The 21237-nt window shown below is 64.2% G+C and carries 19 protein-coding genes; 9 read left to right on the top strand and 10 right to left on the bottom strand.

Going from position 1 to position 21237, the window contains the following annotated elements:
* Nucleotides 1-67: 67 nt before the first annotated feature.
* Both ACVWZT_RS02265 and ACVWZT_RS02260 read right to left on the bottom strand, forming a co-directional pair.
* Entirely contained in the window at nucleotides 68-892 is an 825-nt protein-coding gene (locus tag ACVWZT_RS02265) for an MlaA family lipoprotein (RefSeq protein ID WP_296235201.1), read from the bottom strand.
* Complete coding sequence (locus tag ACVWZT_RS02260; RefSeq protein WP_296235200.1) at nucleotides 885-2183, bottom strand: alpha/beta fold hydrolase family protein; 1299 nt, start codon at nucleotides 2181-2183, stop codon at nucleotides 885-887. Before ACVWZT_RS02260 ends, ACVWZT_RS02265 begins: the two co-directional genes overlap by 8 nt.
* Nucleotides 2184-2373: 190 nt before the next feature.
* Between ACVWZT_RS02260 and ACVWZT_RS02255 the strand changes: the two genes are divergently transcribed.
* Complete coding sequence (locus ACVWZT_RS02255) at nucleotides 2374-2751, top strand: hypothetical protein (RefSeq protein ID WP_457467966.1); 378 nt, start codon at nucleotides 2374-2376, stop codon at nucleotides 2749-2751.
* Here the strand turns inward: ACVWZT_RS02255 and ACVWZT_RS02250 are convergent.
* Nucleotides 2735-4318: a glycoside hydrolase family 17 protein gene (locus ACVWZT_RS02250; RefSeq protein WP_457467964.1), complete on the bottom strand. Its 1584-nt coding sequence runs from the start codon at nucleotides 4316-4318 to the stop codon at nucleotides 2735-2737. The two genes, ACVWZT_RS02255 and ACVWZT_RS02250, sit on opposite strands and share 17 nt — an antisense overlap.
* A 197-nt stretch (nucleotides 4319-4515) precedes the next feature.
* Between ACVWZT_RS02250 and ACVWZT_RS02245 the strand changes: the two genes are divergently transcribed.
* The 3 genes from ACVWZT_RS02245 to ACVWZT_RS02235 all read left to right on the top strand — a co-directional run bounded on the left by ACVWZT_RS02245 (nucleotide 4516) and on the right by ACVWZT_RS02235 (nucleotide 7509).
* A complete protein-coding gene (locus ACVWZT_RS02245; protein ID WP_296235197.1) occupies nucleotides 4516-5376 on the top strand; it encodes a glycine betaine ABC transporter substrate-binding protein in 861 nt (286 codons plus the stop codon).
* A 160-nt stretch (nucleotides 5377-5536) separates the two neighbouring features.
* Nucleotides 5537-5848 (top strand): DUF485 domain-containing protein, encoded by a 312-nt coding sequence (locus ACVWZT_RS02240; RefSeq protein ID WP_170028782.1) that lies wholly within the window; start codon nucleotides 5537-5539, stop codon nucleotides 5846-5848.
* Nucleotides 5845-7509 (top strand): cation acetate symporter, encoded by a 1665-nt coding sequence (locus tag ACVWZT_RS02235; RefSeq protein ID WP_457467962.1) that lies wholly within the window; start codon nucleotides 5845-5847, stop codon nucleotides 7507-7509. The genes ACVWZT_RS02240 and ACVWZT_RS02235 overlap by 4 nt, the downstream gene beginning before the upstream one ends.
* A gap of 55 nt (nucleotides 7510-7564) precedes the next feature.
* Here ACVWZT_RS02235 and ACVWZT_RS02230 read toward each other — a convergent pair whose 3' ends face one another.
* Nucleotides 7565-7717, bottom strand: a complete 153-nt coding sequence (locus ACVWZT_RS02230) for a DUF3309 family protein (protein ID WP_003252624.1) — start codon at nucleotides 7715-7717, stop codon at nucleotides 7565-7567.
* A 206-nt stretch (nucleotides 7718-7923) separates the two neighbouring features.
* Between ACVWZT_RS02230 and ACVWZT_RS02225 the strand changes: the two genes are divergently transcribed.
* Together ACVWZT_RS02225 and csrA are read left to right on the top strand one after the other, a co-directional pair.
* Nucleotides 7924-8733 (top strand): SDR family oxidoreductase, encoded by an 810-nt coding sequence (locus tag ACVWZT_RS02225; protein WP_296235195.1) that lies wholly within the window; start codon nucleotides 7924-7926, stop codon nucleotides 8731-8733.
* Nucleotides 8734-8853: 120 nt separating this feature from the next.
* A complete protein-coding gene (gene csrA, locus ACVWZT_RS02220) occupies nucleotides 8854-9033 on the top strand; it encodes a carbon storage regulator CsrA (RefSeq protein ID WP_296235194.1) in 180 nt (59 codons plus the stop codon).
* Nucleotides 9034-9082: 49 nt separating this feature from the next.
* On the opposite strand, the gene ACVWZT_RS02215 is transcribed toward csrA, so the two are convergent.
* From ACVWZT_RS02215 to mnmC, 5 genes are all read right to left on the bottom strand, one after another.
* The gene (locus ACVWZT_RS02215; protein ID WP_051099660.1) at nucleotides 9083-9310 is read right to left on the bottom strand and encodes a YheU family protein; all 228 of its coding nucleotides are present in this window, start codon (nucleotides 9308-9310) and stop codon (nucleotides 9083-9085) included.
* Nucleotides 9311-9392: 82 nt separating this feature from the next.
* Nucleotides 9393-10577, bottom strand: a complete 1185-nt coding sequence (locus tag ACVWZT_RS02210) for an osmoprotectant NAGGN system M42 family peptidase (RefSeq protein WP_457467959.1) — start codon at nucleotides 10575-10577, stop codon at nucleotides 9393-9395.
* A gap of 66 nt (nucleotides 10578-10643) precedes the next feature.
* On the bottom strand, nucleotides 10644-12389 hold the full coding sequence (gene ngg, locus ACVWZT_RS02205; protein ID WP_296235191.1) for an N-acetylglutaminylglutamine synthetase: 1746 nt from the start codon (nucleotides 12387-12389) through the stop codon (nucleotides 10644-10646).
* 3 nt (nucleotides 12390-12392) lie between these two features.
* Nucleotides 12393-14180 (bottom strand): N-acetylglutaminylglutamine amidotransferase, encoded by a 1788-nt coding sequence (locus ACVWZT_RS02200; protein ID WP_296235190.1) that lies wholly within the window; start codon nucleotides 14178-14180, stop codon nucleotides 12393-12395.
* A 167-nt stretch (nucleotides 14181-14347) separates the two neighbouring features.
* On the bottom strand, nucleotides 14348-16312 hold the full coding sequence (gene mnmC / locus ACVWZT_RS02195; protein ID WP_457467958.1) for a bifunctional tRNA (5-methylaminomethyl-2-thiouridine)(34)-methyltransferase MnmD/FAD-dependent 5-carboxymethylaminomethyl-2-thiouridine(34) oxidoreductase MnmC: 1965 nt from the start codon (nucleotides 16310-16312) through the stop codon (nucleotides 14348-14350).
* A gap of 127 nt (nucleotides 16313-16439) precedes the next feature.
* Here mnmC and pap point away from each other — a divergent pair, with 127 nt between their 5' ends.
* The gene (gene pap, locus ACVWZT_RS02190) at nucleotides 16440-17933 is read left to right on the top strand and encodes a polyphosphate:AMP phosphotransferase (RefSeq protein ID WP_457467957.1); all 1494 of its coding nucleotides are present in this window, start codon (nucleotides 16440-16442) and stop codon (nucleotides 17931-17933) included.
* A gap of 194 nt (nucleotides 17934-18127) precedes the next feature.
* A complete protein-coding gene (locus ACVWZT_RS02185; protein WP_296235187.1) occupies nucleotides 18128-19093 on the top strand; it encodes a DMT family transporter in 966 nt (321 codons plus the stop codon).
* Between the two features lie 64 nt (nucleotides 19094-19157).
* Here ACVWZT_RS02185 and ACVWZT_RS02180 read toward each other — a convergent pair whose 3' ends face one another.
* Complete coding sequence (locus ACVWZT_RS02180; RefSeq protein WP_296235186.1) at nucleotides 19158-20552, bottom strand: class II fumarate hydratase; 1395 nt, start codon at nucleotides 20550-20552, stop codon at nucleotides 19158-19160.
* A 155-nt stretch (nucleotides 20553-20707) separates the two neighbouring features.
* Between ACVWZT_RS02180 and ACVWZT_RS02175 the strand changes: the two genes are divergently transcribed.
* Nucleotides 20708-21232, top strand: coding sequence for a DUF2059 domain-containing protein (locus ACVWZT_RS02175; protein ID WP_087501528.1), 525 nt, complete (start codon nucleotides 20708-20710; stop codon nucleotides 21230-21232).
* Nucleotides 21233-21237: the final 5 nt, after the last annotated feature.

Here is a 21237-nt window from a genome sequence, read left to right as displayed (position 1 = left end):
TGCACGCCCCTCAGGTATTGTGCGCTCCCTGTGGGAGCGGGTTTACCCGCGAAGAGGCCAGGCCTGCTTACTCGGCTATCTGCAGCTTGCGTGCCTGGGTATACACATAGCGCACCTTTTCATACTCGAACGGCGAGTTGAGCTGGCCGTAGCGGAAGTTGGTGGTGTAGCGCTTGTCCACCACGCGCAGGGCAAAGATTTCCGGATGGTCGCTGCTGGCTTCGGCCACGTTCAGGTAGTTGACTGCCTGCTCGCCGGCGTAGTCCACCACCAGCCCGGTGGTGTCGCGCAGGTTCGACGGGCCCAGCACCGGCAGCATGAGGTAGGGGCCGTCCGGCACCCCATAGAAGCCCAGGGTCTGGCCAAAGTCCTCGCTCTGGCGCGGCAGGCCCATCCTGGTCGCCGGATCCCATAGCCCACCTACACCAATGATGGTGTTGAACATCAGCCGCGCAGTGATCTCCGCCGAGCGCTTGGCCTTGAGCTGCAACACGCTGTTGAACAGGTTCGGCACATCGCCCAGGTTGTTGAAGAAGTTGCTCACGCCAGTGCGCACGAAGCGCGGTGTGACGTACTGGTAACCGCTGACCAGCGGCAGCAGCACCCATTGGTCGAGGCGGTAGTTGAAGTGGTAGATACGGCGGTTGATCGACTCCAGCGGGTCGTACACGTTCAGCGCTTCCAGGGTCGAACGTTCGAATTCGCGCTGGTCCAGCCCCGGGTTGAATTTCAACTCGCGCAACGGGTCGAGGAAGCCGTCGGACTCCGGCGTCAGCGGCGCGGTGGTGACCTGCGGGTCGGCCTCGATCACGCTGGCACGCGGGGCGGTTTCGGCAGCCAGGGCATGGCCGGCGGCGAACAGGGCAGTGGCGAAGAGGAGTTTGTTAACCACGGAAGAACTCCAGCATGGCGTCACTGTTGACGCGGTAATTGAGGTTGCCGCAATGGCCGCCGTGGGGGTAAAGGGTCAGGCGGTCGCCGAATACCTTGCGCAGGAAACCAATGTCGCCCGGGCCGAGGATGACGTCGTCGGCGTTGTGCATCACGGCGATCTTGTCGCTGCCGCGCAGGTAGTCTTCCAAGGCATACAGGCTGACCTGGTTGACCAGCTGGAGGATGCTGTTGCCATCGGTGCGGGCGCGCCACATGGGGATGACCTGCTCGGTCATGTAGCAGTCGAAGTCGCACTGCAGGGCGCGCTTGAAGAACGGCGTGAGGCTGCTGCCCTCGGTGATCGGGAACTTCGGCGGAATGATCAGGCCGCGGCGGTTGATCAGGTCCGAGGTGAAGGCGATGTCGGCTGCGGAGAAGCGGAACGACGTACCGATCAGCATGGCCATCTGTTCGTTGGACAGGTGCTGGCGCGACTGCTGGAAGTCGTAAAGCAGGGCTTCATTGAGGTCGATGTAGCCCTTTTCCTGAAAGTAGCGGGTCAGCTTGGCCAGCATCAACTCGTAGAACGTGGTACTGCGGTCGATCCCCTTGACCTGGGTTTGCACCAGCTTGTCGAGGTTGTTGATCGAGGTGTACAGGTTGACCGGCGGGTTCAACAGCAGCACGCGCTTGAAATTGAAGCTGCGGCGGGTTTCGTCCAGGTGGCTGACAAATGCCGCATCCAGTGCACCCAGGCTGTAGCCGGTAAGATAGAAGTCACTGACCGGCAGGCGCGGGTGCTGGGCACGCACCGCCTGCATCACCCGGTACAGGTCTTCGGCATCTTCCTGGCTGACGCCGGGGGTGGCGAAGCGTGAGGCAGCGCTCATGAAGTCGTAGCTGGTAGGTGACGACAGCTGCACCACATGGAAGCCGGCCTGGTAGAACAGCTTCTTCAGGTATTCGTTGATGCTGCTGCTGTAGGGAGCGCCCGTGCCGGCGATGATGAAGATCAACGGAGCCTGGCGGTCCTGACGGGCCAGGCGGTACTTGAGCTTTTTCACGGCCCAGAAGTTGTCGGGCAGGCTGAACTCACGCTCCGGGCGCAAGTTGAGGCTGTAGTCGGACTGGTTGATTTCGTCATCACCGGGCAGGGTGGGGCGCTGGTCCGGCGGCGTTGTGGCGATGGTGGCCTCGAACGGGTTGGTCAAGGGGTAGCCATAGCTCGCGGCGTCGATATCTCGCGCCGAAGCGGCCACAGCCATGAGCAGGCCGCCGAGCAAGGCAGCGAGGCGCAAAGATCGAAGCATGTAATCCCCCAAAAGAACGCAAGGTCGAGCAGTGTGCAGGCTAGGACCACAGCGGGCCGGGCAAAGTTGCCAAGCGTGGTGGCCTTTTGTGTACTTGTTATCTGCAACATAGCTGCAGGGTGGTGATTTTGCCTTACAACCAGGCATCAGCGATCATGGATGCTTTCGATTACCACTATTGGAGAACGGGATGTCTCGATCGCTGCCGGCTGCCGTGCTGGTGCTGTGCCTGGGGCTGTGGCTCGCGGCCAGCTATGGCGTGCGCTACGGGCTGATGGAGGATGGCCGGTGGGTGGAGCTGTGCACGTTGCCGGCCGCGTACTGGCAATGTGAAGTGCGGTCGTTGCTGGGGCTGGGCATTCACTACCAGGTAATGGCCTGGAGCGGTTTGGGGCTGGCGCTGCTGGCGCAGGTCATCGGCGGCCGTCGTGGCTGGTGGCTGGCACTGCTGGGGCTGGTCTTCGCGGTGCCGGCGCTGGTGCTGTATACCGCCAGCATTGCAACGTTTGCGCTGGTACTGGCGGGGTTGCGGTTGGTGCGAGACGCTGGGGCTACACGGCCCCTGTAGGAGCGGCCTTGCGAGTAATGCGCAAGCTCCGCCACAACGCTGCCGTCATCAGTAGACTGACCAGCGCCCACAGCCAGGCCTGCTGGTTCTCCAGCCCTTCCACGAACAACTGCGGCGCCACCCCGGCACCCACGATGAACGCCAGCAACGCCACTTCCGCACGCCGCGCCGGTACCGGCCATAGCGCGAACACCAGCGCCGGCAAGGCCAGCGCTGCGCTGGGGAAGCTGCGATAGCGTGGATCGAACACCATTGCCAGCTGGCTCACCGCGGCGGCAAAGCCAGCTGCCAGCAACAGCCAGCCCGCGCGTGCCTGCAGCCAGGCGCACAGCCGCTCGCGCCAGCCCGCACGCCGTGCCAGCGCCAGCATGACATGGGCCATTACCAGCAGGTTCAGCCCCGCCAGCAACAGCGCCCACAGCCATTCCCCGGCAAACCGTGCATGGGTGCGCATCAGCTCGCCCCAAAGCCCCAGGCAAGCTGCGCCCAATGCCGCCAGTAGCGGTAGCAGCAGGGCTGCGCTCGGGGTGGCGGGGCGCCCGGCGAACATCAGCATGACTGCCGCCAGCAAGGCGCTGGCCAGCCACCACTGCGGCCACTGCGGCAAGTTGCTCACCGGCCCTTCGAGCACGCCCTTGTCCTGCCGCTCGGCATCGTAAAGCCCCCAGTAGCCGCCGACCGCCCCCTCGTTGGCGCGTTTCCAAGGCTGGTCGAACGCCTCGATCAGGTTGTAGGACCAACCATTGCTCTGCGCCATGGCGACGAAGCCGCGAATGAAACGCGCCTCGTTGACCCGGCTCGGCACCGCCGTCTCGCGCTGACGGCCTTCGCTGGGCCAGCCGGTTTCACCGATGACGATGTCCTTGGGCGCGAAGCGCGTGCCGAACAGCCGACGCACATCGGCGACGTGGGCCAGGGCCTGATCGATGCCGCGCGGGTCATCTTCCCAGTACGGCAGCAGGTGGATGGTCAGGAAGTCCACTGCCGGCGCCACTTGCGGGTGCTGCAGCCAGAACTCCCAGACATCGGCGTAGGTCACCGGTACCTGCACCTGGCTTTTCACCCGGGCGATCAGTCTGGCCAGCTGGGCGCCGGTTACCTCTTTGCGCAGCAGCGTCTCGTTGCCGACGATCACCGCGCTGACCACGTCGGGGTTGGCGTTGGCGGCGGCGATCAGCAGCTCGATTTCCTTCTCGGTGTCGGCCGGGTGGGCGTTGACCCAGGCGCCCAGCATCACCTTCAGCCCATGTTTGCGGGCCAGTGCCGGAATTGCCTCAAGACCGGTCTGGGAATAGGTGCGGATGCACTGGAATCGCTCGGCGAGCAACGCCAGGTCGGCGTCCATGCGTGCCGGGCGCAGGCGGAACGGGCGGTCGTAGGGCGACTGATCCTTGTCGAACGGTGTGTACGAGGCGCATTGCAGCTTGTGCGTCGGGCTGGCGGCGTCGGGCAGTTGCACCGGCTTGCCGAGCCCGTACCAGAGCCCTCCCAGCGCGGCCAGGGCAAGCAGGCAGGCAAGCAGGTACAACGGCAGCAGGTGGGCAGAACGGGGCATCGGGCGGTCCATCGTCAGGCGCAAAAGGGTAGATAGTAGCCCGGCGCCAAACCTTTGGCATGCAAGGATCGCGCAGTTCGGCGCTGGGTGATGGCGCTAATGGCATAGTGCTGTCGCATATGGGGCAGGTACAGGTCGCAGTTGGAGCAGGTCGCCTTGTGTTGCAGGAAGATGATGCAATCTCCTAGACCTGACGAGGGGATGCTTTGATGGCTGCTTTGAGAAAAATGCGACGTTTCCTGGGTGTGGGCACCGCCCTGGTGATGGCCATGAGCGCTGCACAGGCAATGGCAAAAGAAGTAAGCATTGGTTACGTGGATGGTTGGGCCGACAGCGTGGCAACCACCAACGTGGCCGCCGAAGTGATCAAGCAGAAGCTCGGCTATGACGTGAAGCTGCAGGCTGTGGCCACCGGGATCATGTGGCAGGGCGTGGCCACCGGCAAGCTTGATGCCATGTTGTCGGCCTGGTTGCCGGTGACCCATGGTGAATACTGGGCCAAGAACAAGGACAACGTGGTCGATTACGGCCCGAACTTCAAGGACGCCAAGATCGGCCTGATCGTCCCCGAGTACGTCAAGGCGGTGAGCATCGCCGACCTCAAGACCGACGACACCTTCAAGCAGAAGATCGTCGGCATCGACGCCGGCTCCGGCGTGATGCTGAAAACCGAGCAGGCCATCAAGGACTACGACCTGACCGGCTACAAGCTGCAGGCCAGCTCCGGTGCGGCGATGACGGCAGAACTGGGCCGTGCCTATAACAAGCAGCAGTCGATCGCGGTGACCGGCTGGGTACCGCACTGGATGTTCGCCAAGTGGAAGCTGAAGTTCCTCGAAGACCCCAAAGGCGTGTATGGCGCTGCTGAAACCGTGAACAGCATCGGCAGCAAGGAGCTGGCGTCCAAGGCGCCGGAAGTGGCGGAGTTCCTGAAGAAGTTCAGCTGGCAATCGAAGGACGAGATCGGTGAGGTGATGCTGGCGATCCAGGAAGGGGCCAAGCCTGAAGCGGCGGCCAAGGACTGGGTGGCCAAGCACCCTGATCGGGTGAAGGAGTGGACCGGCAAGTAAATGCCGGAATCCCGGGGCCGCATAGCGGCCCCGTTTTTTTTTACCGATTTGGTAAAACACCGTTTCATCTAAGACTAAGGTCGTCTGGTTGGCGTCCGACAGCCGCATAAAGTAGGGGTCGTGGGTTCCGCCCCCTATCTGTGCTGCTAGGACAAAAACAATGAACGACAGCATTTACCTCTCGATACAAAACAGTCCCCGTTTCAAGGAGCTGGTCACCAAGCGCGAACGGTTCGCCTGGATTCTCTCGGCGATCATGCTCGGCCTGTACTGCGCCTTCATCCTCCTGATCGCCTACGGTCCGCAGATCCTGGGTACCAAGCTCAGCCCGGACTCCTCGATTACCTGGGGCATTCCCCTGGGCGTCGGCCTGATCGTCTCGGCATTCGTGCTCACCGCCATCTACGTGCGCCGCGCCAATGGCGAGTTCGATGAGCTGAACAAGGCCATCCTGAAGGAGGCGCAACAATGATTCGACATGCCAAAACCATGGCCGTACTGGCCTGCGGCGCCTTCGCACCCGCCGTGTGGGCCGCCGATGCCCTGACCGGCGAGGTGCAGAAACAACCGCTGAACGTGTCCGCCATTGCCATGTTCGTGGCCTTCGTCGCCTTTACCCTCGGCATTACCTACTGGGCTTCCAAGCGTAACAAGTCGGCTTCCGACTACTACGCCGCAGGCGGCAAGATCACAGGTTTCCAGAATGGCCTGGCAATTGCCGGTGACTACATGTCGGCGGCCTCGTTCCTGGGCATTTCCGCGCTGGTGTTCACTTCGGGCTACGATGGCCTGATCTACTCGATCGGCTTCCTGGTCGGCTGGCCGATCATCCTCTTCCTGATCGCCGAACGCCTGCGCAACCTGGGCAAGTACACCTTTGCCGACGTGGCCTCGTACCGCCTCGGGCAGAAGGAGATCCGCACCCTGTCGGCCTCCGGTTCGCTGGTCGTGGTAGCGTTCTACCTGATCGCGCAGATGGTCGGTGCCGGCAAGCTGATCGAGCTGCTGTTCGGCCTGGACTACCACGTAGCGGTGATCCTGGTCGGTATCCTGATGTGCCTGTACGTACTGTTCGGCGGCATGCTGGCCACCACCTGGGTACAGATCATCAAGGCGGTGATGCTGCTGTCCGGGGCCAGCTTCATGGCGTTGATGGTGATGAAGCACGTGGGCTTCGACTTCAACACGCTGTTCTCCGAAGCGATCAAGGTGCACGCCAAGGGCGAAGCGATCATGAGCCCGGGTGGCCTGGTCAAGGACCCGATCTCGGCCTTCTCGCTTGGCCTGGCACTGATGTTCGGTACCGCCGGCCTGCCGCATATCCTGATGCGCTTCTTCACCGTCGGTGACGCCAAGGAAGCGCGCAAGAGCGTGCTGTATGCCACCGGTTTCATCGGCTACTTCTACATCCTGACCTTCATCATCGGCTTTGGCGCCATCCTGCTGGTCAGCACCAACCCGGACTTCAAGGATGCCGCCGGCGCCCTGCTGGGTGGCAACAACATGGCAGCGGTGCACCTGGCCAATGCCGTGGGTGGCAGCGTGTTCCTCGGCTTCATCTCGGCAGTGGCTTTCGCCACCATCCTGGCGGTGGTCGCCGGCCTCACCCTCGCCGGTGCCTCGGCGGTATCCCACGACCTGTACGCCAGCGTATGGCGCAAGGGCAAGGCCAACGACAAGGACGAGATCCGCGTGTCGAAGATCACCACTGTCGCCCTGGGCGTGCTGGCGATCGGCCTGGGCATCCTGTTCGAGAAGCAGAACATCGCCTTCATGGTCGGCCTGGCATTCTCCATCGCCGCCAGCTGCAACTTCCCGGTACTGCTGCTCTCGATGTACTGGAAGAAGCTGACCACCCGTGGCGCCATGATCGGCGGCTGGCTGGGCCTGGTCAGTGCGGTCACGCTGATGATCCTCGGCCCGACCATCTGGGTACAGATCCTCGGCCACGAGAAGCCGATCTACCCATACGAGTATCCGGCGTTGTTCTCGATGCTGATCGCCTTCGTGGGTATCTGGTTCTTCTCGATCACCGACAAGTCCAAGGCTGCTGAAGACGAGCGTGCGCTGTTCTTCCCGCAGTTCGTGCGTTCGCAGACCGGCCTGGGGGCATCGGGCGCTGTATCGCACTGATCTTCACGGCAATGAAAAAACCGCGCTTCGGAGCGGTTTTTTCATGTCTGCGGCGCTAGATCATGCCTAGCAACAACAACACCAGCAGGATCACCAGCACCACGCCGATGATGCCGGACGGGCCATAGCCCCAGCTGCGCGAGTGCGGGAAGACCGGTAAGCCACCAATCAGCAGGAGAATCAGGATGATGATCAGAATCGTGGTCATGACGGAGTCCTTGCGTGGTTGAGGGTCAAGGGCCTCGGACTGCTGGCCTCTTGTAGATTGGGACCTGTGCCGCTTGTGAAAGATTCCATTGCTGTGCCGGCGACGCAGGCAGCATGCCAGCCCATTCACTACCCTGATGAACCCTGCCGTTACCCAGTGCCTTGTTTAGACTGCATTCACCCTTCATCGAAACAAGGCCAGCCACCATGCAAAACCGCATCATGATCACCGGCGCCGGGTCCGGCCTCGGTCGCGAGATCGCCCTGCGCTGGGCGCGAGAGGGCTGGCGCCTGGCGCTGGCCGACGTCAACGAAGCCGGCCTGCGCGACACCCTGGAAAGGGTGCGGGAAGAGGGTGGCGACGGCTTCGTCCAGCGCTGCGACGTACGCGACTACAGCCAGCTCACCGCCCTGGCGCAGGCCTGCAGCGAGCAGTTCGGCGGCGTCGATGTGATCGTCAACAACGCCGGTGTCGCCGCAGGCGGGTTCTTCGCCGAATTGTCGCTGGAAGACTGGGACTGGCAACTCGCGATCAACCTGATGGGGGTGGTCAAGGGCTGCAAGGCGTTCCTGCCACTGCTGGAGCGCAGCAAGGGGCGCATCATCAACATTGCCTCGATGGCGGCGTTGATGCAGGGCCCGGGCATGAGCAACTACAACGTGGCCAAGGCCGGCGTGCTGGCCTTGTCGGAGAGCCTGCTGGTGGAGCTGCGCCAGCTCGAGGTAGCGGTGCATGTGGTGTGCCCGTCGTTCTTCCAGACCAACCTGCTGGATTCGTTCCGCGGGCCGAACCCGGCGATGAAGGCGCAGGTGGGCAAACTGCTGGAAGGCTCGCCGATCAATGCAGCGGAAATCGCCGACTACATCCACCGCCAGGTTGCCGCCGGCGAATTCCTGATCCTGCCCCACGAAGCCGGGCGTCAGGCCTGGCAACTGAAACGCCAGGCGCCAGAGCGGCTGTATGACGAGATGGCCGACATGGCAATGAAGATGCGTGCCAAGGCCCATTCACGTTGATTGGTCTGTAAGAAAAATTACTTCGATATGTGGGGTGCTTCTGAATCGCTGCGGAACTGTTGAGTAGCCAGATGCCAGCAAGGCAGGCTCCGGTTTTCCCTTTCGCTGGAGGACAGGAGCATGTTGGTAATAGGACGCGAAGTGGGGGAGGTCATCGTGATCGGCGATGACATTCGACTCATGGTGGTGGAAACGCGCGACGGGGTGGTGCGCTTTGGCGTGGATGCACCGCGCGAGGTGCCGGTGCATCGGGCCGAGGTGTACAAGCGCATCAAGGAGGCCAAGCAAGGCAAAGCCTGATGCTGCTTCCTGCCTCTGCGCGGTTTTGCCTGCGAAGCAGCCAGGCCGGCTAGTCGAGCAACTCGCGCGGCACGTCATGCCTGGCCAGCAACTGGCACTGCTGGCTTTCCGGGTCGAACAGGATGAACGCCTGGCCCTTGGCCAAGGCCTGGCGCACCCGCAGCACACGGGTTTCCAGCGGGGTATCGTCGCCGTTGTCGGTGCCGTCGCGGGTGACGAAGTCTTCGATCAGACGGGTCAGGGTTTCGGCTTGCAGTTGGTCGTAAGGGATCAGCATGGTGGGCGTTGCCTAGGGTGTCGGTAGTGGCATGCTACGCGAAACATCCGGCCTTCGGGGCTGCAAAGCAGCCCCAGGGCCCTCAACCCTTTTGACCGACCAGGCTATCCACCGCGGGTACCCGAGTCTCGCTCTCCATCTGCGCATCATGTTCCAGCTGGTGGCTGAAGCGCTCCAGGGAGGTATTGGCCGGCTGCGAATCGCTGGCGAATACCGGCGGGCTCAACAGGTACGCCGACAGCAACCGGCTCAGCGCCGCCAGGCTATCGATGTGGGTGCGTTCGTAGCCATGAGTGGCGTCACAACCGAACGCCACCAGTGCGGTGCGGATATCGTGGCCTGCCGTGACCGCCGAATGAGCATCACTGAAATAGTAGCGGAACAGGTCGCGGCGCACCGGCAGGTCGTGGTCGCCAGCCAGTTTCAGCAGGTGTCGCGACAGGTGATAGTCGTAAGGCCCCGACGAGTCCTGCATGGCCACGCTCACCGCATGTTCGCTGGAAGCCTGGCCGGGCGCCACCGGGGCAATGTCGATACCGACGAATTCGCTGACATCCCAGGGCAAGGCACCGGCGGCGCCTGAACCGGTCTCCTCGGTAATGGTGAACAATGGATGGCAGTCGATCAGTGGCTGACGGCCGCTTTCCACCACTGCCTTCAGTGCCGCCAACAGTGCCGCCACGCCGGCCTTGTCATCCAGGTGGCGGGCGCTGATGTGGCCGCTATCGGTGAATTCGGGCAACGGGTCGAAGGCGACGAAGTCACCGATGCTTACACCCAGCGCCTCGCAATCGGCGCGGGTGGCGCAGTAGGCGTCCAGGCGCACTTCGACATGCTCCCAGCTGATCGGCATCTGGTCGATGGCGGTGTTGAAGGCATGGCCGCTGGCCATCAGTGGCAGCACGCTGCCACGGAACACGCCGGTGTCGGTGAACACGCTGACCCGGCTGCCCTCGGCGAAGCGGCTGGACCAGCAGCCCACCGGCGCAAGGGCCAGGCGGCCATTGTCGAGCAATTGCCGGACGCTGGCGCCGATGGTGTCCAGGTGGGCGGAAACTGCGCGGTCCGGCGAGCTTTGCCGGCCCTTGAGCGTGGCACGGATGGTGCCGCGGCGGGTCAACTCGAAAGGGATACCCAGTTCCTCCAGGCGTTCGGCCACGTAGCGCACGATGGTGTCGGTGAAACCGGTGGGGCTGGGGATGGCGAGCATCTCCAGCAGGACGCGTTTGAGGTAGTCGAGATCGGGTTCGGGATGTCGGTCGGACATGGTCGGACTCCTTTACTGCTGTGCCAGCCTCTTCGCGGCTTTATCCGCGAAGAGGCCGGCACTGGTTCACGCCAAAGGCCGGCTATGCGGAAACAGCAGGTCGATGAAACGCTCGGCGGTCGGCTGCGGCTCGTGGTTGGCCAACCCGGCACGCTCGTTGGCTTCGATGATCACGTACTCCGGCTGCCCGGCATCCCGCACCATGAAGTCCAGCCCCACTACCGGGATCTCCAGCGCCCGTGCCGCCCGTACGGCGGCCTCGGCCAGCGCCGGGTGCAGGCGTTCGGTCACGTCTTCCAGGGTGCCGCCGGTGTGCAGGTTGGCGGTGCGCCGTACATTCAGATGCTGCCCTGGAGGCAGCACATCGTCGTAGCCATGGCCTGCTGCGCCCAGGGTGCGTTCGGTCTCTTCATCGAGCGGAATCTTGCTTTCGCCGCCGGTGGCCGCCTGGCGGCGGCGGCTCTGCGCCTCGATCAGCTGGCGAATGCTGTGCTTGCCGTCACCCACCACCTGCGCCGGGTGGCGAATGGCGGCGGCTACCACTTCATAACCGATGACCACGATGCGCAGGTCATGCCCGGCATGGAAGCTTTCCAGCAATACCCGGCTGTCGTACTGGCGCGCATGCTCGACGGCACGGGTGATGTCCTCGATCGTGGTGAGGTTGACCGCGACACCTTGGCCCTGCTCGCCATCGACCGGTTTGACCACCACCGCTGCGTGCTCGTCGAGAAATGCCAGGTTGTCGTCGGCGTTGCCGGCCAGTTGCTGTGCCGGCACCTTGAGCCCGGCGTTATGCAGGGCCTGGCGGGTCAGGCGCTTGTCCTGGCACAGGGTCATGGTGACGGCGCTGGTCAGGTCGCTCAGCGATTCCCGGCAGCGAATGCGGCGCCCGCCCAGGCTGAGGGTGAACAGCCCGGCAGCGGCGTCATCTACCTGTACCTCGATACCCCGGCGCAAGGCCTCGTCGACGATGATGCGCGCATAAGGGTTGAGGTCCGCCTGCGGTCCAGGGCCGAGAAACAACTGCTCGTTGATGCCGTTCTTGCGCTTGACCGCGAAGGTCGGCAGGTTGCGAAACCCCAGCTTCTGGTACAGGCGCTTGGCCTGGCGGTTGTCGTGCAGCACCGACAGGTCCAGGTAGGCCAGGCCGCGGCTCATGAAGTGCTCGATCAGGTGGCGTACCAGCACTTCGCCGACGCCAGGGCGGGTGCAGTGCGGGTCCACCGCCAGGCACCACAGGCTGCTGCCGTGCTCGGGGTCGTCGAATGCCTTGGCGTGGTTCAGGCCCATGACGCTACCGATGACCGTGCCGCTGTCTTCGTCCTCGGCCAGCCAGTAAACGGGGCCACCCTGGTCGAGAGGGGTGAGCAGCTCGGGGACGACCGGCAACATGCCGCGCGCCTGGTACAGGGTGTTGATGGCCTGCCAGTCGCCGGGGTTCTGCGCCCGGCGCACGCGGAAGCCGCGGAACACCCGCTGCGCCGGGCGGTAATCGGTGAACCACAGGCGCAGGGTGTCGGACGGGTCGAGGAACAGCTGCTGTGGCGCATGGGCCAGCACCTGCTGGGGGGCGGCCACGTACAGCGCGATGTCGCGTTCGCCGGGGCACTCGCCGAGCAGGTCTTCGGCCAGCCGGGCCGGGTCGGCGTAGGTGTGGCCGATCAGCAGCCGGCCCCAACCACAATGTACGGCGCGCGGCTGGTCGTGCGGTTGGCTGCCATCGCCGGCCAGGCGCGCCTGCAGGCGCTCGTAGGAAGGCGCCTGGCCGCGCAACAGACGCTGGCCGTAAGCAGTTTCGTGGGCTTTCATCGGTCAGAGTCCTTGTTCGGTCAGCCACAGGTTCAGTGCCGCCAGTTGCCACAGCTTGGAGCCGCGCAGCGGGGTCAACTGGCCATGCGGGTTGCTCAGCAGGCGGTCTAGCATGGCCGGGTTGAACAGCCCCCGGTCCTGGCTGGGGTCGGTCAGCAGTTCACGTACCCAGCCGAGGGTGGCGCCTTCCAGGTGCTTCAGGCCTGGTACCGGGAAGTAGCCCTTCTTGCGGTCGATCACTTCATGCGGGATCACCCGCCGCGCGGCCTGCTTGAGTACCTGCTTGCCACCGTCGGGCAACTTGAAGCGCGCGGGAATGCGCGCCGACAGCTCCACCAGGCGGTAGTCGAGGAACGGCGTGCGCGCCTCCAGGCCCCAGGCCATGGTCATGTTGTCCACCCGTTTGACTGGGTCTTCCACCAGCATCACCGTGCTGTCCAGGCGCAGGGCCTTGTCCACCGCATCGGCGGCGCCGGGGCGGGCAAAGTGCTCGCGGACGAAGTCGCCTGCCGCATCGGTTTCCAGCAGCCAGGAAGCTTGCACGGTCTCGCGGTATTCGGCGTGGCTGCGGTCGAAGAAGGCCGCACGGTAGGCGCTGAAGGCATCCTCGGCGCCGTCCACCTGCGGGTACCAGTGGTAGCCGGCGAACAGTTCATCGGCGCCCTGGCCGCTTTGCACGCCCTTGCAATGTTTCGCCACTTCCCGCGACAGCAGGTAGAAGGCGATGCAGTCGTGGCTGACCATCGGTTCGCTCATGGCGCGAAACGCCGCCGGCAGTTGCTCGATGATTTCGTGCTCGGCAATGCGCAACTGGTGGTGACGGGTGCCGTAGTGCCGGGCGATCAGGTCGGAGTACTGGAACTCGTCGCCGCGCTCGCCGCCGGCGTCCTCGAAACCGATGGAAAAGGTGGACAGGTCGTCCACGCCTGCTTCGCGTAGCAGGCCGACCAGCAAGCTGGAATCGACCCCGCCGGAAAGCAACACGCCCACATCCACGGCGGCACGTTGGCGAATGGCCACGGCCTCGCGCGTGGCGTCGAGCACGCGGGTGGTCCAGCCTTCGAGGTCCAGCTCGCGTTCATCTACCGTGGCGCCGTAGTGCAGCTGCCACCAGGTCTGCCGTTCCACTTCACCATGGCGGTCGATGCGCATCCAGGTGCCGGGTTCGAGCTTCTGTACATTGGCCAGCAGGGTGCGTGGCGCCGGCACCACCGCGTGGAAGTTCAGGTAATGGTTGAGTGCCACCGGGTCGAGCACCGGGTCGATGTCACCGCCCTTGAGCAACGCCGGCAGGGTCGAGGCGAAACGCAGGCGCTCGCCATTGCGCGACAGGTACAAGGGCTTGACGCCCAGGCGGTCGCGGGCGAGGAACAAGCGCTGGTTATCGCGCTCCCAGATGGCCAGGGCGAACATGCCGTTGAGCTTTGGCAGCAAGGCGGCGCCCCAGGCGTGGTAGCCCTTGAGCAGCACCTCGGTGTCGCCGTCGGACCAGAAGGTGTAGCCCAGCGCCTGCAGTTCCTGGCGCAGTTCGGGGAAGTTGTAGATGGCGCCGTTGAACGCCAGCGACAGGCCGAGGGTGTTGTCGACCATCGGCTGCGCCGAACCGTCGGACAGGTCCATGATTTTCAGGCGCCGGTGGCCCAGTGCAATCGGACCCTGGCTATGGAAGCCCCAGGCATCCGGGCCGCGCGGCGCCAGGTGATGGGTAATGCGCTCTACCGCAGCCAGGTCGGCTGGGCGAGGGGCTTGGTCGATGGGGGTAAAACGCAACTCTCCTGCTAATCCGCACATAGGTCCTTACCGGTTTTTCCGTTGGGGAGGGAGTGCCCCGGATTAGGGCACTTGAAGGAACTGACCTGTGCGGTTTGTGAGAGTTTTAGATCGATCTGTTATATAGCACTGCGTCCCTTGTGAGCGCTGGCTTGCCGGCGATGGGCTGGGCAGCAGCCCCGGTCCGTTCATTTGCCTCGAATCAACCTGCGCAAGGCAAACCGGTTCGGATGACAAGCCTCGGCCACTGTCCGCGGCACCGGCAGCGGCTCGCCGCATACCCAGGCGGCTACCAGCTCGCCACTCAGCGGTGCGGTAATCAAGCCCCGCGAGCCATGCCCGCTGTTCACATACAGGCCGTCCAGCCACGGGCACGCCACCTCTGGTACTTGCCGCGCATCGCGGCCCAGCACCGCATAGGCTTCGCTGAACGCCAGGGCGTCGGCTATCGGGCCGACGATCGGCAGGTAGTCGGGGCTGGTGCAGCGGAACGCCGCGCGCCCATGCAACCGTGCCGGGTCCAGCCCGGCGGTACCCAGGCGCTGGGCCAGGTCGGGGGATATTTCATCCAGCAACGCCAGGTTGCCTTGGTGCTCGGCCACCGTTGGTGCCAGGTCTTCGCTATGAAAGTCGAAGCTCGCGCCCAGGGTATGTTCATCGTCGCGCGGTGGCGCCACATAGCCCTGCGCGCACACCACGGTGCGCAGCGCGCGGCTACCGGCAGTGGCCGGCAAGCGGGTGACTTGCCCGCGGATGCGCTTGAGCGGCAGCTGTGCGCACGGCTCGAAGCGCCGTACTTCGGCGGCCCCGGCGAGAACCACCACGGGGGCGCTGGCCAGCAACCGTTCGCCGGCCCAGGCTTGCCATAGCTCACCGACCTTGCGCAGGTCGAGCACCGTCTGGTGTGTCACCAGGCGAATGCCAGGGTGCTGCAACTGCTGCTGACACAGTGCCGGCGGGTGGACCCAGCCACCCTCCGGATAGAACAGCCCACCGGCCGGCAACGCCACACCAGCCATGGCTTCGGCCTCATCACGCTGGAGTGGGTGCAAAAGGTCAGGGGCGAAGGCCGCAGCCAGTTTGCCCTGGCGCTCGGCTTCCTTGCTGTCGAAGGCCAGTTGCAGCACGCCACAGGCATCCCAGTCGCGGCCTCGCTGCAGGCGCTCCAGCTGGCGCCGGGTGTAGCCGAAACCGGAAAGGATCATTTGCGACAGTGCCGTGCCATGGGCAGACAGCTTCAGGTAGAGCACCCCTTGCGGGTTGCCCGACGCTTCCCGTGCCGGCCCGTCGTGGCGTTCCAGCACGGTCACCTGCCAGCCGCGCCGGGCCAGGCTGGCGGCGCTGCAGCTGCCAGCCAGCCCGGCACCGATGACCAGCGCCTCGCGTGGCCCCGCTGCGGCCTCCGGGCGGGCATACCAGGGTGGGCTGGCGCTGGGCGCAGCGCCGACATAGGCGCCGTTCATCACTTCCCACTTCTTGCCGATGCCCGGCACTTTTTTCATCGCAAAGCCGGCGTCGACCAGGCTGCGGCGTACCCAGCCGGTGGTGGTGAACGTGCCCAGCACGGTGCCGGGATGCGACAGCCGCGCCAGCTGTGCGAACAGCGCCGGCGTCCACATGTCGGGGTTCTTGGCCGGGGCGAAGCCGTCGAGAAACCACACGTCGACCTGCGCATCCAGTTGTGGCAACTGCTCCAGCACGTCACCAATCAACAGGGTGAGGGTGACCCGCCCGTTGGCAAAGGTGAACTGCTGGTAACCTGGGTGCAGCGCCACGTACTGCGCCAGCAGGGGTTCGCTGTAGGCCGCCAGCTCCGGCCACAGGCGCATAGCCCGGGCCAGGTCGTCGCGGCCGAGCGGGTACTTCTCGACGCTGACGAAATGCAGGCGGGCCTCGGCGCCAGCCTGTTGCTCGAACAACTGCCAGGCGCAATAGAAGTTCATGCCGGTGCCAAAGCCGGTTTCACCTATCACCAGGCAAGCGTGCGGGGCGAGGGCGGCGAAACGTTCTGCCAGGCGGGTTTGCCCGAGGAACACATGACGGGTTTCCTCGATGCCTTCATTGACTGCGAAATAGACGTCGTCATATTGCCGCGAGTGGGGGCGGCCCTGGGCGTCCCAGTCGATCTGGGCCTGCTGGAGAAGCGTGGACATGGTTGGCTCGGTTGCAGCGGATGGGCGGATTTTAAGCTATCCGGGCGGTTTGCGCAGGCTGTGCCGAGCACTTCGCGGGTACAAATGAAATCCGCTAGTCTTGCTTATCCATTGAAGGAGCCAATGCATGTTCGAATCTGCCGAAATCGGCCACAGCATCGACAAGGAGACTTACGACGCCGAGGTACCCGCTTTGCGCGAGGCCCTGCTCGAAGCCCAGTACGAACTCAAGCAGCAGGCGCGCTTCCCGGTGATCGTGCTGATCAACGGCATCGAAGGCGCCGGCAAGGGCGAAACAGTCAAGCTGCTCAACGAATGGATGGACCCGCGGCTGATCGATGTGCTCACCTTCGACCAGCAAACCGATGAGGAGCTGGCCCGGCCACCGGCCTGGCGCTACTGGCGGGCGCTGCCACCGAAGGGGCGGATGGGCGTGTTCTTCGGTAACTGGTACAGCCAGATGCTTCAGGGGCGGGTACATGGCTTGTTCAAGGACGCGGTGCTGGACCAGGCCATCGCCGGCGCCGAGCGCCTCGAGGAAATGCTCTGCGACGAGGGGGCGCTGATCATCAAGTTCTGGTTCCACTTGTCCAGGAAGCAGATGAAGGCTCGCCTCAAGGCGCTGAAGGACGACCCTTTGCACAGCTGGCGCATCAGCCCGCTGGACTGGCAGCAGTCGCAAACCTACGACCGCTTCGTGCGCTTCGGCGAGCGCGTGCTACGGCGCACCAGCCGCGATTATGCACCCTGGCACATCATCGAAGGCGTCGACCCGAACTACCGCAGCCTGGCGGTGGGGCGCATTCTCCTGGAAAGCCTGCAGGCGGCGCTGGCCAGCGACCCCAAGGCCAAGCACCGCGGCAACGTCGCCCCGCTGGGCCGCAGCATCGACCAGCGCAGCCTGCTCGGCGCGCTGGACATGACCCTGCGCCTGGACAAGGCCGAGTATCAGGAGCAGCTGGTCACCGAGCAGGCGCGCCTGGCTGGCCTGCTGCGCGACAAGCGCATGCGCCGGCATGCCCTGGTGGCGGTGTTCGAAGGCAATGACGCTGCCGGCAAAGGCGGTGCCATTCGCCGCGTGGCGGCAGCGCTGGACCCGCGCCAGTATCGCATCGTGCCAATTGCCGCGCCGACCGAAGAAGAACGCGCGCAACCTTACCTGTGGCGGTTCTGGCGGCATATTCCGGCGCGTGGCAAGTTCACCATCTTCGACCGTTCCTGGTATGGCCGGGTCCTGGTGGAGCGGGTGGAAGGCTTCTGTAGCCCGGCCGACTGGATGCGCGCCTATAGCGAAATCAATGATTTCGAGGAACAGCTGGTCAATGCCGGCGTGGTGGTGGTCAAGTTCTGGCTGGCGATCGACCAGCAGACCCAGCTGGCGCGCTTCGAAGAACGCGAACAGATCCCGTTCAAGCGCTACAAGATCACCGAGGATGACTGGCGCAATCGCGAAAAGTGGGACGGCTATGTCCAGGCAGTGGGTGACATGGTCGACCGGACCAGCACCGAGATCGCGCCGTGGACACTGGTGGAGGCCAACGACAAGCGCTGGGCGCGGGTGAAAGTGTTGCGCACCATCAACCAGGCACTCGAGGCGGCGTTTGCCAGGGACAAGAAATAAGCGACATTGTTGCTGCCGGTTCTGGCCTTGTCGCGGGCACGCCCCGCGAAGAGGGCAGAACCGGTACCACGCCTTCCAAAGCCATGCCACAGAAGAATGACCTGATGAATTCTTTTCTCGGCACTCGCGCCCGCCCCAGCCCTCCAAGCCTTTAGAATTCAACCACCCCCACCACGGGCTTGATCGAGGACTTTATGCACACCACTTCCGGCCGCTGGGGCTATGGCCTGTTCCTGGCACTTCTGACGGCGTTGCTCTGGGGCATTCTGCCGATCAAGCTCAAGCAGGTGCTGCAAGTGGTCGATCCGGTCACTGTCACCTGGTACCGTCTGCTGGTTTCCGGTGGGCTGCTGTTCGCCTGGCTGACGGCCCAGCGCCGCCTGCCGTCCATTCGCAAACTGACGCCCAGGCGCAAGGGGCTGGTGCTGGTGGCCGTGCTCGGCCTGATGGGCAACTATGTGCTGTACCTGATCGGCCTGAACCTGCTGAGCCCGGGCACCGCGCAACTGGTGGTGCAGCTCGGCCCGGTGCTGTTGCTGGTGGCCAGCGTGTTCGTGTTCCGCGAACGTTTCAGCCTGGGGCAGGGCATGGGCTTGCTGATCCTGCTGGCGGGGTTTGGTCTGTTCTTCAACCAGCGCCTTGAAGAGCTGCTGACTTCGCTGGGCACCTATACCACGGGCGTGCTGACCATCCTGCTGGCCACCACGATCTGGGTGTTCTACGCGCTGAGCCAGAAGCAGTTGCTGACCGTATGGAATTCCCAGCAAGTCATGATGGTGATCTACCTCGGTTGCGCCGCTTTGCTCACGCCCTGGGTACACCCGCTGCAGGCGTTGCAACTGAGCCCGGTGCAGGGCTGGTTGCTGCTGGCCTGCTGCCTGAACACCCTGGTGGCCTATGGCGCATTTGCCGAGGCGCTGGCGCACTGGGAAGCGTCGCGGGTGAGTGCCACGTTGGCACTGACACCGCTGGTCACCTTTGTCGCGGTAGCATTGGCGGCCTTGCTGTGGCCTGCCTATGTACACGCGGAGGACATCAACGCCCTGGGTTATGTCGGCGCGGTCACGGTGGTGCTGGGTTCGGCGCTGGTGGCGCTGGGGCCATCGCTGGTGGCTAGCTGGCGGGCCCGCAAATTCCGCAAAGTCGCGCGCTCGGTGTAGGAGCGGCCGTGGGTTGCGATGGGCTGCCCAAGGCGGCTCCTGCAAGGAGCGCGGTGTCTGGATGTCAGCCCTTTCCACCTGGGGCCAGCATGTTCTCCGGCCGCACCCACTGGTCGAATTGCTCATTGGTCAGGTACTTCAACTCCAGTGCCGCCTCGCGCAAGGTCTTGCCCTCGCCGTAAGCCTTCTTGGCAATTTCCGCTGCCTTGTCATAGCCGATATGCGGGTTCAGCGCCGTTACCAGCATCAAACCGCGCTCCAGGTGCGCGGCCATCTGCTCGGCATCCGGTTCGATACCCGCCACGCAATGTTGTTGGAAGTTACGGCAACCATCGGCCAGCAGTTCGATCGATTGCAGGAGGTTGTGGATGATCACCGGCTTGAACACGTTCAGCTGCAAATGGCCCTGGCTGGCGGCAAAGCCGATTGCCGCGTCGTTGCCCAGCACCTGGCAGGCCAGCATCGACAATGCCTCGCACTGGGTCGGGTTGACCTTGCCCGGCATGATCGAGCTGCCGGGTTCGTTGGCCGGCAGGCGTATCTCAGCCAACCCGGCGCGCGGCCCGGAACCCAGCAGGCGCAGGTCGTTGGCAATCTTCATCAGCGCCACAGCCAGGGTCTTCAGGGCGCCGGCCAGGCTGGTCAGCGGCTCATGCCCGGCAAGCGCGGCGAACTTGTTCGGCGCAGTGACGAACGGCAGGCCGGACAGCGCCGCCAGCTCGGCCGCGATGGCTTCGGCGAAACCATGCGGGGCGTTCAGCCCGGTACCCACGGCAGTGCCGCCCTGGGCCAGCTCACAGACCGCCGGCAAGCTGGCGCGGATGGCGCGCTGGGCGTAGTCGAGCTGGGCGACGAATGCGGACACTTCCTGGCCGAAAGTGATCGGCGTGGCGTCCATCATGTGCGTGCGGCCGGTCTTCACCAGCTGGTGGTGACGCGCCGACAACTCGGCCAGCCCCGAGGACAATTCGGCAATGGCCGGCAGCAGCTTGTCGTGTACCGCCTGCGCTGCAGCAATGTGCATGGCGGTGGGGAAGCAGTCGTTGGAACTCTGCGAGCGGTTGACATGGTCGTTGGGGTGAACCGGTGCCTTGCCGCCACGGCCCTTGCCGGCCAGTTCGTTGGCCCGCCCGGCGATAACCTCGTTGACGTTCATGTTGCTCTGGGTACCGCTGCCGGTCTGCCACACCACCAGCGGGAACTGGTCGTCGTGCTGGCCAGCCAGCACTTCGTCGGCAGCCTGTTCGATCAGCCGGGCGATATCGGCCGGCAAGTCGCCATTGCGGTCGTTGACGCGTGCGGCGGCCTTCTTGATCAGCGCCAGGGCGTGCAGCACCGCGATGGGCATGCGTTCCTTGCCGATGGCGAAGTTGATCAGCGAACGCTGGGTCTGTGCCCCCCAGTAGGCGTCCTCAGGAACTTCGACCGGGCCCAGGCTGTCTGTCTCGATACGGCTCATTCTGTACGCACTCCTGTGTAGTTCGAAATCGCAGTTTAGGCCCTGATTCGACCGAGCGGTTCCGTCGCTCGTCGTGCCACTTGAGCACATCGCCACCACGGCGCAGAATGCTCTACTTTGAGGTACCTGCCTCTGTCTCTTCTGAAGGAAATGCAATGACCCGTCTCCGTGTCCTTTGTGCCGCCGTTGCCCTGGCTTGCGCCAGCGGCCAGGTACTCGCTGCCACCGCCAGCCACAACGCTGCTGCCGAGAAATTCCTGACCCTGGCCAACGCCGACAAGCTGGGCACCCCGGTGTACATGCAGGTCCAGCAGATGTTTGCCCAGCGTTTCGCCCAGACCAAGGCCCCGGCCGCCAAGCAGCCCGTACTGGAAAGCTACCAGGCCAAGGCCAACGCCGCCCTGGACAACGCCATTGGCTGGAACAAGCTGAAGCCGAAGATGGTCGACCTGTACACCCAGACCTTCACCGAGCAGGAGCTCAAGGACCTGGTCAAGTTCTACGAGTCGCCGCTGGGCAAGAAAGTCCTGCGTGAAATGCCCAAGGTCACCCAGCAGTCGGCCCAGCTGACCCAGCAGAGCCTGGAGCCTGCGGTACCGGTGGTGAACAAGTTGCTCGACGACATGACCAAGGAACTGGACCCGAACGCCGGCAAGGCCGCCGCCCCGGCGAAGAAGTGAGTACG

The sequence above is a fragment of the Pseudomonas sp. TE21394 genome (assembly GCF_054057835.1).
This window is presented reverse-complemented; position numbering and strand designations above follow the sequence as displayed.

Bases quoted from the DNA above. Each gene is read 5' to 3' on its own strand.
- ACVWZT_RS02260 (WP_296235200.1), bottom strand. From the start codon at position 2,183: ATGCTTCGATCTTTGCGCCTCGCTGCCTTGCTCGGCGGCCTGCTCATG.
- ACVWZT_RS02255 (WP_457467966.1), top strand. From the start codon at position 2,374: ATGTCTCGATCGCTGCCGGCTGCCGTGCTGGTGCTGTGCCTGGGGCTG.
- ACVWZT_RS02250 (WP_457467964.1), bottom strand. From the start codon at position 4,318: ATGGACCGCCCGATGCCCCGTTCTGCCCACCTGCTGCCGTTGTACCTG.
- ACVWZT_RS02245 (WP_296235197.1), top strand. From the start codon at position 4,516: ATGGCTGCTTTGAGAAAAATGCGACGTTTCCTGGGTGTGGGCACCGCC.
- ACVWZT_RS02240 (WP_170028782.1), top strand. From the start codon at position 5,537: ATGAACGACAGCATTTACCTCTCGATACAAAACAGTCCCCGTTTCAAG.
- ACVWZT_RS02235 (WP_457467962.1), top strand. From the start codon at position 5,845: ATGATTCGACATGCCAAAACCATGGCCGTACTGGCCTGCGGCGCCTTC.
- ACVWZT_RS02230 (WP_003252624.1), bottom strand. From the start codon at position 7,717: ATGACCACGATTCTGATCATCATCCTGATTCTCCTGCTGATTGGTGGC.
- ACVWZT_RS02225 (WP_296235195.1), top strand. From the start codon at position 7,924: ATGCAAAACCGCATCATGATCACCGGCGCCGGGTCCGGCCTCGGTCGC.
- csrA (WP_296235194.1), top strand. From the start codon at position 8,854: ATGTTGGTAATAGGACGCGAAGTGGGGGAGGTCATCGTGATCGGCGAT.
- ACVWZT_RS02215 (WP_051099660.1), bottom strand. From the start codon at position 9,310: ATGCTGATCCCTTACGACCAACTGCAAGCCGAAACCCTGACCCGTCTG.
- ACVWZT_RS02210 (WP_457467959.1), bottom strand. From the start codon at position 10,577: ATGTCCGACCGACATCCCGAACCCGATCTCGACTACCTCAAACGCGTC.
- ngg (WP_296235191.1), bottom strand. From the start codon at position 12,389: ATGAAAGCCCACGAAACTGCTTACGGCCAGCGTCTGTTGCGCGGCCAG.
- ACVWZT_RS02200 (WP_296235190.1), bottom strand. From the start codon at position 14,180: ATGTGCGGATTAGCAGGAGAGTTGCGTTTTACCCCCATCGACCAAGCC.
- mnmC (WP_457467958.1), bottom strand. From the start codon at position 16,312: ATGTCCACGCTTCTCCAGCAGGCCCAGATCGACTGGGACGCCCAGGGC.
- pap (WP_457467957.1), top strand. From the start codon at position 16,440: ATGTTCGAATCTGCCGAAATCGGCCACAGCATCGACAAGGAGACTTAC.
- ACVWZT_RS02185 (WP_296235187.1), top strand. From the start codon at position 18,128: ATGCACACCACTTCCGGCCGCTGGGGCTATGGCCTGTTCCTGGCACTT.
- ACVWZT_RS02180 (WP_296235186.1), bottom strand. From the start codon at position 20,552: ATGAGCCGTATCGAGACAGACAGCCTGGGCCCGGTCGAAGTTCCTGAG.
- ACVWZT_RS02175 (WP_087501528.1), top strand. From the start codon at position 20,708: ATGACCCGTCTCCGTGTCCTTTGTGCCGCCGTTGCCCTGGCTTGCGCC.